This window comes from Cellulosilyticum ruminicola JCM 14822, from assembly GCF_001311925.1.
Lineage (GTDB): Bacteria > Bacillota > Clostridia > Lachnospirales > Cellulosilyticaceae > Cellulosilyticum > Cellulosilyticum ruminicola.
The window spans coordinates 85,791-98,555 of record NZ_BBCG01000009.1 but is presented as its reverse complement, the minus strand read 5'-3'; the positions used below and the strand labels follow the sequence as shown (position 1 = coordinate 98,555).

Genomic DNA, 12,765 nt, shown 5'->3' with positions numbered 1-12,765 from the left:
AATGCAATATTAAAGGCGAGAAATTGACTATAATTTCAAAATAATATATAATTTCAAAATAATAAGAAAAATTAATTATATATAAAATAAGGGGTGGTGAGGAATGAAGTCAATAATAGGGACATTAGGGCCAATGGGAACCTGTAGTGAGTATTGTGCAAATTATTTTATGAAACAAAATAATCTAGAGGGTGAATTAATTTTATATACTACATTTGAAGAGGCTGTTGAGAAATTAAAAGAGTCGGAAGTTCAATATGTGATTATTCCATCGGCGTATGTAAAGTTTGCGAATATATTATTTAGTAACTTAGATAAAGTTAAAATTACTAGTTCTTTTATATATAACACACCAGGTCTCGTAATTGCAGTAAAGGGAGAAGGAGAATCAGAAATCAAACGTGTTGCAACACATCCTTCACCAAGTAATTTGGTGAAAATTAGTTTTCCAGAAGCTGAGATTATTTATTCTACAAGTAATAGTAAATCTGCACAGATGTTAGTAGATGGAGAAGTGGATGCAGCATTAACTACAGAAATTTGCATGAATAATTATAAATTAAGATGTATCAAAAACTTTGGGGTAGTACCTATGAGTTGGAATGTATTAGAAAGGATAGATCAAAAGGTGAATTTGTTTAAATGTGTTTCGATAATTAAAAAGTTTGATAATGGAAATATACAAGAAATCGTTAAATTAGAAGATGATGAAATCATCATTAACAAAATAGGAGCAGATTCTAGATTTGCTGGTCATTCCCATTTAGAAGCACAAGTCGTGTATGGTTTAAAAGGGGCATTTATATTAGGGGTAGAAGATGAAAAAATTAATATAAGTGAAAATAGCATTTATTATGTAGGCAGCAATCAAAGGCATTCAGCAGATCCGTTTACAGAATTTTATTCTATTGATATCAAAGAAATGAAAGAGCAAGAAGCAAATATAACTACAGAAAAACAAGTTAGAGAAGATGAAACCGAAATAATAAAAACTTATGTAACAAATAAAATTATTACAAAGATACAACCTAAATTAGAGGTGGTAGATATTTTCTTGGAAAAGGGTGAGTATATTTTTTCATTAGGAAATATGGCTATTAGTGGGGAGAGTCAGCAGCTTTTGGATCCATTAAAGGTATATGTTTGTCCAAAGTCACAGTTCTACAAAGTGATTTGTGATCAGGCAGATTCCTCTCTCTATACAATTAGAGTTTTAGAAAGAGGTGAATAGCATGTCAGAATATGAAGTGACTGGAGGAGAATTGGTTATAAAGGAGCTTGTTAATTTAGGTATTACAGACATATTTGCACTTGTAGGAAATCAGGTATCACCTATATTAGTTAATGCGCAGCAATATGGGCTCAATGTGGTTTCAACTAGACATGAACAAGGCGCAGTACATATGGCAGATGGATGGGCTCAAGTGAAAAGGCAAACAGGGGTAGCAGTCGTAAGCGGCGGGCCAGGATTTACAAATACGATTACAGGAATTATGAAAGCGTATTATGCAAGGACTCCATTATTAGTTATTACTGGTGCGGTGGTTACAGCTAGCAAAGAACAAGGGGTATTACAAGATGTGGATCAGTTAGCAACTATAAGTAAATATACAAAGTGGAGTAAGACTGTTCCTACTACAGAACGTATCCCTGAATATATTTCTAGAGCCATACAAATGGCTAATACAGGTAGAAAAGGCCCAGTTGTTCTAGAAATTCCTATTCATATTTTAAAAAGAACTATTAATATATCAGATTTAGTGATGCCTAATGATTTTGCTAATCGTGGCGTAATGCAGGCTACAAATGAGCAAGTTTTACAATTATTAAAGTTAGTACAAGAAAGCAAGAGACCTGTTGCAATCATAGGGGATGAAGCTTACTATTCATACGCAAAAGAGGAAGTTATAGAATTTGTATATCAATTAGGCATTCCGACTTATACCATTAATAAGGCGAGGGGAATAATAGCTGATACGAATCCAGTTTGTATGGGGGCTGGACGTGTAATCGAAGGAGGACCACAGCTTCTAACTTATAAAAAAGCAGATTTGATTTTAGCAATAGGGGTTAATGTAGATTATCAAATGGGGCAATTTAGTCCATTATATTTTAACCCAGAATGTAAGTTTGTGTGTATGAATGAAGTAGAAGAAGAATATGCCATTACAGGAGCAAATGTAGATTTTGCTGTATTAGGAAATATTAAAGCGAATTTAGCATTAGCTAATAGAATAATAGATGCACACGAGATGACATTTGATTATGAAGGATGGCTAGCAGAAGTACAGTTAAGTAGAAAAATGTTTTTCCAAAACTTGGCTAAGGAAAAGAATGTAGATGTAGAAGGACATTTAAACGCGTTCAAAACTCTTCAATTCTTAAATCAGTACATGGCTGAAGATACAATCCTTGTCATTGATGGTTCTAACGCTATGTTTTGGGCTACATTAATGCTTAATTGCATAACAGAAGGTCAATTAATTATCGGACCAGATGGTCAATATGGACCTATGGGAACGGGGGTGGCTTTAGCTGTAGGGGCGAAGGTTGCTAATCCAGACAAAAATGTCATTTTATATACTGGTGATGGTTCATTTGGATTTAATCTAATCGAACTAGATACACTTAGAAGAACTGGTCTTACTATGAAGATCTTTGTTCATAATGATAGTACATGGGGATTATGTAAGAGTACACAAAAGTTACTTTATGATCATTTAGGTGCTACAGATATTCAAGATGTAAGATATGACTTAATTGTAGAAGCTTTAGGTGGTCAAGGCTTTACAATTGATAATCAGGAAGACTTTGAAAGTAAAGTAGCAGAAAACTATACCAATCAAGTAACAAGTTGTTTCAATTTAATAATGGATGAAGATGATTATAGCCCAGGTACAACATGTTTTAATGAAAGTTTAAGTAGGCAAAAATAGCGATTAAATTAGGTGAAAAAATGTTTATTTTTAATGATGAAGAAATGAATCTATATAAGCAGATTAAAGATGTAATAAATCAAAATTATGAAACATGGCAATCGTATAGTGGATGTTCCCAGCAAATTATGAGAACTTTTGCTAAAGAAGGGGTAAATGTAGCAGATTTTCAAAAAGTTATACAGCATAAGAAGCTTGATGTGATGGGCATGACAATTATGATTTATGAAATCGCTAAATTTAATCCTTCATTAGCACATAAAATAGCAACCACTAATTTTGGATTTTGTTATCCATTAATCAAGTATGGAACAGATGAGCAAATGAGTTTGTATTTGCCTTCAATAATAAGTGGGGAGCGCGAAGGTGTCTTAGGCTGTAATGAAAATGCTACAGATGTACGTTCTATTTTATATAAAAAAGAAGATGCATTCGTTGTGAAAGGTAGCAAGACAATGTTAACCAATGTTAGAGAAGCAGATTACGCACTGACGTTAGTAACAAGCGGAGAAGCTGCGAAGGATTTGGTGAGCAATACATCTAATATGAGTGTAGTTATTATAGAGATCAATCATCAAGCAGTAAATCTTGGAGAAACTGAAGTAACTATGGGTCTTAATAAGCTTAAGATTGCAGACATGGATATACGTGATTATCCTATAACACCAGTAAATATATTAAAAGCATTAGGAGAAGGTGGCAACATTATCATGGATACAACAAATCTTATGCGTCTTTCTAATGCAGCTATTAGTCTTGGCATTTGTGAAAATGCTTATAATACTGTGCATAAGTACTTTAAGGAATATGGCAAAGAAAAGTTAGAAAATTATGAGTTAATACAATATGAACTAGCCCAGATGAAAGCAGACATAGAGTGGCTAAGATTAGGCGTATTTTATTTAGCAAGATTATTTAGTGGTGATAAGAAGCGAGATTTATTACCTTGTAGTGTAGTTAAATTACAGGTTACTGAAAATGCTAAAAAGATATGTAATAAGTGCATTGAATTAGTAGGTAGGACAAGTTGTTATGATGAAAACATATTAAGTCAGGCATTTAGAGACATTCGAATTATGACAATCTTAGGTGGACATACAAGTAAGATTAAAAATTATATTAGTTTAAATTTTTATAGATAAATGGAGGGGAGAAGAAATGTATCAATTAAATGAAGAACAAAAAGAATTAAAGAAATTAACAAGTGAATTTGTTAAAAACGTAGTAGAAGATGGAGCCAATGAAAGAAATAATACAAATAGCTTCTCAGAAGAAATTTTTAAACAAATAGGGGAGATGGGATATCTCGGCGTTACAATACCTGCTGTATATGGTGGATGTGAAATGGATTATGTGGCTAGCACAATTATTATCAATGAAATTGCTAAATCTGATGCTTCATTAGCACACTTAGTATCTTGTTGCAACTATACATTGTACCCCTATTAATTTATTTGGTACAGAGGCACAAAAAGAAAAGTATATTAAAGCATGTGCAACAGGAGAAAAAATGGGGGCACTTGCATGTACAGAAGCAACTATAGAATGTCATACTACGGTTAAAATAGACGGCGACAAAGTTTATTTAAATGGTACAAAATCTTTTGTAACAGGCGGTAAATATGCAGATTATGCCATTGTTATGGCTACAACTTCAGAAGAAGGACCAGAGATGGAACGCTTAACATTTGTGATTGTGGATTTAAAGAATACATTAGGTGTAACTATTGGCCAAGAACAAACGACAATGGGATTAAATACAATTAGTTTAGTTGAAATCAACTTCAATAATGTAGAGTTAACAAAAGAAGATATTTTAGGACCGGTTAATGGCGGTGGAAAGGTTTTATTAACTTTTGGTACTTATATGAGACTTGGGGATTCTGCTATTGGATTAGGTCTTGCTGAAAGAGCATATAGTGAAGCATTAGAATATGTAAAAGTTAGAACTTTTATGAACCAACCTTTATTATATTTACAAACAGTACAACATCAACTTGCACAGATGAAAGCAGATTTAGAGATGATGAGATTAGCAGTATATTATGCTGCAGAAAAGGCATCAGAAGGTAATATGGCAGCAGGCTTATGACAACAATAACTAAACTTAATGTAACAGAAAAAGCAAATGAGATTTGTGATAAGTGTCTACAGTTATTTGGTGGCTATGGCTATGTAAAAGGTAATACAATAGAACGCTTATATCGTGATGTTAGAGGAATGACAATTACAGGTGGTCACTCAGAAAAAATGAAGATGGTTATTAGTAAATTTTTATAGGAGTTATTATCCTTAAGCCAAGAAATGAGGCTGAGTAAATCATCGGTAAAAGTAGAAAACTGCTTAGTTTGATAGGTTGTAACATTATTGGAGTTAGTAGTGGCAAGCGTAGCGACAACAAATTTTTTGTGAACGTCTATGCCACAACAGATAGGATATGCAATTTTAAGCATTTAAACACTCCTTTAGGCAAAAAAGTAAAGTAAACAATCATTGACTGAATACTTAATAATAAACAAGGCTTTGCTTATGCAAAGATTAGTGTACGTGCTTAATGGCACAATTATTTGTACTTGGATAAAGTATTCGGCACATGTTAAGATACGGGATTTCCCGTAGAAGAATCGTTAATTCTCCTCCCATGCCCTGTAGTATAATTGTTTACCTACTAAAAGTATTGCCAAAGGTATAGGGGCTTAAACATTTTTTATGAATTTTTGTGCCTTGAGCATAGCGAAAGGAATGATAGTTAAGATGAAAATAGAATTTAAAAAACATATGAGAGAGGAAACAGAAAGGTTATGTAGTCGTATAAAAACTGTAACAACACAATTATTAAAAAAAGATGGCGTTGTTGTAGGATTAAGTGGCGGTATTGACTCAGCGCTCACAGCTACATTATGTGTGAAGGCATTAGGGAAAGACAAGGTATTAGGTGTGATTTTACCAGAAAAGGATTCAAGCCCTGAAAGTAAGAAATTAGCTGCAGACCTTGCTGAAAAACTAGGGATTAAGTATGTTGTTAATGAAATTACACCTACATTAGAAGGGCTAAATATTTATAACAGCATTTTAGAAGTGATTAGAAAATATTATCCAGATTTCACAGAGGATATGAAATATAAGATTATATTACCTAATAAATTATTAACCAAACGTATGCTTAATCTATATGCACTTGTCATTGAGGATTCAGAGGGTAAAGAAATATGTAGGAAACGACTTGGTTATTATGATTACAAGAAAATTAGTGCTGCATTAAGTGTTAAGTTAAGGATTAGAATGGTCAATCTATACTATCAAGCCGAATCAGTAAACTATGCGGTAGCAGGAACTACCAATCGTTCAGAATATGAACTTGGGAATTTCTGTAAATATGGAGATGGCGGTGTAGACTTTGAAGTCATTGCACATTTGTATAAAACAGAAGTATATCAGATGTCAAAATATAATGAGATAGATCAGCGCATCATTGATAGACCACCATCACCAGATACGTGTAGCGCATTTGTAACAGATGAAGATTTCTTTTTCTCATTACCTTTAGAATTACTCGACAAATTACTATATGCATATAATCACTATTCAGTAGAAGAAACAGCACAGATATTAGAACTAGAAGTCGCTCAAGTAGAGAGTATCTTTAAGGATTTTACTAATAAGAAGAATAATACAAATTACTTAAAGGAAATGCCAATAGCATGCATTGAAATAGAAAATTGAGGTGATGAAATGGACAAGGATATTAAAGTCTGTAAGAAATGTGTATTAAATAGTAGCTTCCCAGGAATTAGTTTTTCAGAAGAAGGTGTATGTAATCATTGTAACTCACCTAGGAAAGAAAAAGAGAAAGTAGAAATGATTAGAGAAGATACAGAAGCTAAATTCTTAGAACTTATTAAGAAGTTAAAGCAAGATAGAAAAGATACAGGCTATGATTGCTTATTAGCTTTCAGTGGTGGGAAAGACAGTACATATACATTAAATCTTTTAAAGAATAAATACGGCTTAGAAATATTGACTTATACATTTGATAATGGTTTCTTATCAAATCAAGCTAAGGACAATATTAAAAATATATCAGAGAAGCTTGGCGTTGATAATATTATTTTTGAACCACGTATAGATTTATTAGGACAAATGTTTATTAATGCGATTAAAAATGAAAATATGTATTCTCAGGCCGCATTAATGCGTGCATCAGCAGTTTGTACAACCTGTATTAATTTTATTAGATATCATTTACTTAAAGTATGTATAGAGAAGGATATTCCGATGATGATTTTCGGTTGGGCACCAGGTCAAATCGATCAACGTTCAGTCATTATGCAACCTAATAAACGATTTTTACAAAAAGCTCAAGAAGTATTTACGAATGCCCATCAAACAGTTTTAGCTTCACATATGGATAAATATTTGTTAACAGCTAAGGCATATGATTCAGAAGATATAAGCATACCATACTTTGTAAATCCTTTGATGTTTAACGAATATGACTTTGACAAGGTACAAAAGACAATTCTTGAATTAGGCTGGAAATATCCAGATAACACAGATGCAAGTTCAACGAACTGTTTATTAAATACATTAGGTAATTATGTCCATGAAAAGAGATATGGTTATAATCCTTATAGTGAAGAAATTAGTGAACTCATAAGAGAAGGTAAGCTTACAAGAGAAGAAGGATTAGATAAATTAAATAAGCAAACGAATAGGCAAGTATTAGAAGCTTGTTTAACTAAGTTAGGAATAAAGGAGGATGACATATGCTAATACATGAAGTCTTAGAAGAAAGTGCTAGTATATTCAAAGATAAACCTTATATTGTGCAGAAGAATAATAGTTTGTCTTTTGAGGCTTTAAATGAAACAAGTAAATGTATTGCAAGTCGATTAAAAAAGGAACATGACCAGCAGTTAATGGGAATCTTTGCACCTAACTCAATCGCGTATATATGTTGCTATTATGGCATTATAAGAAGTCATAATATTGTAGTTGGTATTAATACAAGGAGTAAGGCCAATAATTTATGTGATTTTATTAAGCAAGGCATCACTACATTGTTTGTAAGTAAGAACTATTTACAAGAAGTTTATCATATTGAGCAAAGCGTATTAAATGATGTGGAAGTTTATGTGATTGATAGTGAAGAAACAGATAAAGATGGACCTATTGAAATCAAATCTTATAAAGCACTTTGTGAGCCACTTGAAAAAGATTATGAAGAAGGTGAAATGAGCCCAGAAGATACAGCACAAGTTATTTTTACATCAGGCACTAAGGGAACACCAAATGGAGTTTGCTTAAGTCATAATAACTTACTCGCCAATATGAAACAAATAGTATCTCGAATAGACATTAAAGAATCAGATAAGATGCTTGTAATCATTCCTTTTTATTATTCATATGGTAATTCACTTATTTTAAGTCATCTTGAAAGAGGTGCAAGCTTAGTTCTTAATGATAATTCTTTATTACCTTTATTTATACTAAATGATTTAAAAAATCATAAGTGTACAAGCATTGCAGGAGTAGCATCTAATTTCATTATGCTGCTTAAACGTTCTAAGTTCTTAGAAGAAGACATACCAAGTTTAAGATATGTCACTTTAGCAGGGGAACCTGTATCTGACTGGGTATTAAAACAACTTGATAAAAAAGAATTAGATATATATGTGATGTATGGTCAGACAGAAGCAACAGCACGTATTTCTATACTTAGAGCAAGTGAATATAGCAAGAAGCCAGGTTCTGTAGGCAAGCCATTAGATGGTGAGGTGATTCGCATTGTAGATTCAGATAATAATGTACTGCCAAGTGGGGAATTTGGTGAAGTCATTGTATCAGGACCTAACATTATGAAAGGCTATTTAAATGATCCAGAGTTTACAGCAGAAAAGATTAAAGATGGTTTCTTGTATACAGGTGATTTTGGGGCATTAGATGAAGAGGAATATCTTTATATTAAAGGTAGAAAAGATGAAATGATTAAAGTAGGGGGAGAACGCATCTTCCCAATTGAGATAGAAAAAGTCATTTTATCACTTGAAGGTGTAAAGGAAGTTGGCGTAATAGGTGTACAAGAAGCCAGTGAAGATAAATTAAGTCATTACTTAGGTGCATCTATTTATGCATTTGTAGTACCAGATAAAGAATTGCAAGAAAAGCAGGTCATTGATTACTGTAAAGAAAGATTAAGCATACATAAGGTGCCTCACAAAGTTGTTTTTGTTGAGAAACTTACAAGAACAGCTACTGGTAAGTTAAAGAGAAATCAATTAATGACGTTAATGAGTGGAGAATGATTATGGAAATTATAAAAGTACATGAATCAGAAATTGCGTTATGGTGTGAACTTTGGCATGTGCAGGAAATGGCATTGCATACACATTTTATACGTAGTATGTCCAATCAGTATTTTAAGGAAAGATATTTAAAGGCTGATTTGAAAGAAGGATACTGCATTAAGGTTGAAGGACGGATAGTAGGTTTCTTTGGCGTACAGCATGAGCAAATAGATGGGCATACAGCTCTCGTATTTAGTGATTTTATCATTGATCCTAAATATCGTATGAAAGGTTATTTAAAGGAGACAATTCAGTGTTTATTAGATGGTTTTTTTGAAAATATTGATCTTTTTATATTTTTCCCTATTAACCGTGAGGCAATGATTACTTGGAAGTTTGCATTAAGACCTAAAATAATTCAAAACATTAATAGTTGGTGCATTGCATTAAATAAGCGGGATAAGGAAGTAGACGTTTATTTAGAGGTTCAAGAGATAAGTCAGTGTAAGGATTTGTGGTTGTATAGTGAAGAAGAATATTATTGCAGGAAGATTGTAAGTCATAAGCAGCCAATGGGGGAGTTCATATATAGAGAAATAGTACATAATGGCAAAAAAGGGGCAGAAATAGTTCGTTTAAATAGTCTAGAAATAAATAGGATAGAGGAAGCATTGAATATCGTAAGTGCTTATTTATACGAAGAAGGTTATGAATATATGTTGATTAAGGTACATGAGGGTGCTAATGAGTATTTTGAAAAGTTACCTCAAAAGGATAAATACTTAGAGACTAAGTATATGTTTGTTATAGAAAATAATCAGGCACATCATGCAGAATTAGAAAAGTTATATGGTGCATTAGGTGAACCATATGATTTGCCAAGAACAGATGAAGTAATTAAAAAATTTTATAATGAGGAGTAATGAAATGGAGAATACTATAAATCAAATTATGGAATTTATTAAGGAACGTTTTTTAACAGAAGAGACAGCTAGTAAATTAACACCTGATACTTTGTTATTAGATGATCAAATTATCGATTCATCTGGAATTTTAGTTTTAATCATGTTCGTGGAGGAAACATTTAATATTCAAATAGATGATGTGGAATTAGTACCAGAATCATTTAATACCATTACAGCATTAGCCAATTTAGTAGAAAGCAAAAGAGGATGGTAATATGCAAGAAATAATTAATAAGGATATTTTGCCTTATATAAATAAAGAAAATTGTATGCAATCTATCTTTGAAGCATTAGGGAAAGATGATTTATTAGGTATTTCTAGTCGTGCATATAATAGACAAGATCAAGAACTTTTAGAAAAGCATAAAAAGATGATTAAAACTTTAACAAAAGTTAATCTAAGTGGCTTATTAGTAAGCTATTTAAGCCAAGGTTGGATTATTGAATGCTTACAGAGATTAAAGACCAATGATTATCATGAAAAAGCATTAGAACAATTAAAATCAGGTGAAAAAATAGGGGCATTCTCATTAACAGAGCCAGCTAATGGTTCAAGTTACAATAGTATGCAGACCACATCAACTGTAGATGAAGAAGGCAGATGGACCATAAGTGGTGCTAAGAACTATACAAGTAATGGCGGAATTGCAGATTACTTTTTATTAGCTACACGAACAGTACCAGATAATAGTATTAGTCTTTTTTTATTAGAAAGAGGTATGGATGGATTTAAGATTGAGAAGAAAAACAGTTTTTTAGGAAATCAAGTAGCTGAAATCTCATATTTAACTTTTGATTGTAAGCAAATTTCAGATAAATATTTGTTAGGGCGTAAAGGAAATGGATTATTTATGCTGCCTATGTGTTTGAAATTTGAACGTATTGATCTAGCATTATACGCGACATTATTAGCTGAAACGATTCTAGAAGATACTATTGCATTCTTAAGTCATAGAGGTAGTGTAGAACAAAGAATCTTAGATTACCAAGTTGTACGCCATAAATTAGTGGATATGCAAAGTAAGATTGTGATGATGAAACGATTTGTAGAAGGAACTATGAATCAAATTATGGCCAAGAAAGAATGTATGCAAGAAATTTTAATTTCTAAGATTAATGCCACTGAAATGGCACAAGATGTAATCTTGCAATGTGCTAAGTTATGTGGCGGCTATGGATTTACTGAGGAGAGTCATATAATTAGTAGCTTTAACGATATTGTAGGATTAACTATTGGTGGTGGCGCCAATGATGTACTTCGTAATGCACTATATAAATATATTGAACGTGTAGAGAAGAGTATAGGGGGGCAAAGAAATAATGAGTGCGAATTATAAAGTTGATTTTGATATTGCAACAAACTTTGATAAAGAAATGATTGATGTACTTGCTAAATATGATGCATTTAAATGGGTTTATGGAAAATTTAATAATGATATTGTAGGTGGAGGAAGACCATCTATTAGACTACCATTTATTTCATGGCAGGAGTTAGAAGAATATATTAATTATTGTCATGCACATAACATTAAGTTTAATTATTTATTAAATGCATTATGTTTAGGTGGCAAGGAATTTAATAAAGAATTCCATACGAGTGTTGTAGAACTATTAACAAAATTAGTTGAGATTCACATAGATGGTGTAACAGTTGCATCACCTTATTTATGTCAGATTGTAAAATCATATTTCCCAGATCTTTTCGTTTCTATTTCTGTATATAACAAAGTTGATAGTTTAAATCAATTAGAATACTGGAAAAACATTGGTGCGGATGAAGTAACATTAGATCAACGTGTAAATAGAGATTTTGGAAAATTAAAAGTGTTATTTGCTTATGCCAAGAAGCTTGATTTAAAATTACGTTTAATAGGTAATAATACATGTCTTCATGAATGTCCATTCCATGGCAATCATGCAGTAACACATAGTCATGGTTCAAAGAGTGATGAAAAGTCTCGTGTATTCCATTTAGATTATCAAGTTATGAACTGTAATTTAATTAAAATTAAAGATCCTAGTAAAATTATATCTTCAGATTGGATTAGACCAGAAGACCTTGTATATTATGAACAACTTTGTGAAGAAGTGGGATATGACAAGCTTTCTATTAAACTTACCGAAAGAGGAAGAACAACGCCTTGGCTTATCAGAGTGCTGAAGCTTATGCCAATAGACATTATGATGGCAATTTAATTGATATATTAAATTATGTAGGTAAAGGTAACATGTATGGTAAGTTACATGATGAACAGCTCAATGAAGAAATCGAAAAGGGTGGATACAATAAAGAACGTATCACCAATTATAGACAAGCTATTTTCTATGAATTACCGTACATTGATAATAATAAATTAGATGGATTCATAAAGAAATTCATTACTCATTATGATTGCAATGATAAGGTATGTAATCACACAGAAGATAGTGAAACGGCATGTACATATTGTAGTAAATGGGCGAATAAGACAGTAGTCTTCAATGAAGAGGCTAGAGAACGTGCAATTGTAAAAGCAGAACAAGCATTAAGTGACGTAAGTTCAAGTAGAATCTTTTTCAAGGAGGAAGAATAGTAGT

The 12,765-nt window shown here is 32.2% G+C and carries 14 protein-coding genes; all 14 read left to right on the top strand.

Annotated features, from left to right (window positions below):
* Positions 1-103 precede the first annotated feature (103 nt).
* The 14 genes from JCM14822_RS05250 to JCM14822_RS05185 all read left to right on the top strand — a co-directional run bounded on the left by JCM14822_RS05250 (position 104) and on the right by JCM14822_RS05185 (position 12,761).
* On the top strand, positions 104-1,231 hold the full coding sequence (locus JCM14822_RS05250) for a prephenate dehydratase domain-containing protein (protein WP_054740302.1): 1,128 nt from the start codon (positions 104-106) through the stop codon (positions 1,229-1,231).
* Position 1,232: 1 nt separating this feature from the next.
* Entirely contained in the window at positions 1,233-2,936 is a 1,704-nt protein-coding gene (locus JCM14822_RS05245; protein WP_054740300.1) for a thiamine pyrophosphate-binding protein, read from the top strand.
* A 20-nt stretch (positions 2,937-2,956) separates the two neighbouring features.
* A complete protein-coding gene (locus tag JCM14822_RS05240; protein ID WP_054740298.1) occupies positions 2,957-4,078 on the top strand; it encodes an acyl-CoA dehydrogenase family protein in 1,122 nt (373 codons plus the stop codon).
* Between the two features lie 16 nt (positions 4,079-4,094).
* Complete coding sequence (locus JCM14822_RS05235) at positions 4,095-4,385, top strand: acyl-CoA dehydrogenase family protein (protein WP_054740296.1); 291 nt, start codon at positions 4,095-4,097, stop codon at positions 4,383-4,385.
* 61 nt (positions 4,386-4,446) lie between these two features.
* Positions 4,447-5,028 (top strand): acyl-CoA dehydrogenase, encoded by a 582-nt coding sequence (locus tag JCM14822_RS05230; RefSeq protein WP_054740294.1) that lies wholly within the window; start codon positions 4,447-4,449, stop codon positions 5,026-5,028.
* On the top strand, positions 5,025-5,216 hold the full coding sequence (locus JCM14822_RS22475) for an acyl-CoA dehydrogenase family protein (RefSeq protein WP_054740293.1): 192 nt from the start codon (positions 5,025-5,027) through the stop codon (positions 5,214-5,216). The genes JCM14822_RS05230 and JCM14822_RS22475 overlap by 4 nt, the downstream gene beginning before the upstream one ends.
* Positions 5,217-5,690: 474 nt before the next feature.
* Positions 5,691-6,659, top strand: a complete 969-nt coding sequence (gene nadE / locus JCM14822_RS05220) for an NAD(+) synthase (RefSeq protein WP_172674772.1) — start codon at positions 5,691-5,693, stop codon at positions 6,657-6,659.
* 9 nt (positions 6,660-6,668) lie between these two features.
* Positions 6,669-7,709 (top strand): argininosuccinate synthase domain-containing protein, encoded by a 1,041-nt coding sequence (locus JCM14822_RS05215; RefSeq protein ID WP_054740290.1) that lies wholly within the window; start codon positions 6,669-6,671, stop codon positions 7,707-7,709.
* Positions 7,703-9,241 (top strand): class I adenylate-forming enzyme family protein, encoded by a 1,539-nt coding sequence (locus tag JCM14822_RS05210; protein WP_054740289.1) that lies wholly within the window; start codon positions 7,703-7,705, stop codon positions 9,239-9,241. Before JCM14822_RS05215 ends, JCM14822_RS05210 begins: the two co-directional genes overlap by 7 nt.
* Before the next feature lie 2 nt (positions 9,242-9,243).
* Positions 9,244-10,146 carry a GNAT family N-acetyltransferase gene (locus JCM14822_RS05205; RefSeq protein ID WP_054740288.1) on the top strand — a complete coding sequence of 301 codons (903 nt, stop codon included), beginning with the start codon at positions 9,244-9,246 and terminating at the stop codon, positions 10,144-10,146.
* A 4-nt stretch (positions 10,147-10,150) separates the two neighbouring features.
* Positions 10,151-10,402, top strand: a complete 252-nt coding sequence (locus JCM14822_RS05200; RefSeq protein ID WP_054740287.1) for an acyl carrier protein — start codon at positions 10,151-10,153, stop codon at positions 10,400-10,402.
* Position 10,403: 1 nt separating this feature from the next.
* A complete protein-coding gene (locus tag JCM14822_RS05195) occupies positions 10,404-11,525 on the top strand; it encodes an acyl-CoA dehydrogenase family protein (RefSeq protein ID WP_054740285.1) in 1,122 nt (373 codons plus the stop codon).
* Complete coding sequence (locus JCM14822_RS05190; RefSeq protein ID WP_054740283.1) at positions 11,509-12,384, top strand: U32 family peptidase; 876 nt, start codon at positions 11,509-11,511, stop codon at positions 12,382-12,384. Before JCM14822_RS05195 ends, JCM14822_RS05190 begins: the two co-directional genes overlap by 17 nt.
* A complete protein-coding gene (locus tag JCM14822_RS05185; RefSeq protein ID WP_054740281.1) occupies positions 12,330-12,761 on the top strand; it encodes a hypothetical protein in 432 nt (143 codons plus the stop codon). The genes JCM14822_RS05190 and JCM14822_RS05185 overlap by 55 nt, the downstream gene beginning before the upstream one ends.
* Positions 12,762-12,765 lie beyond the last annotated feature (4 nt).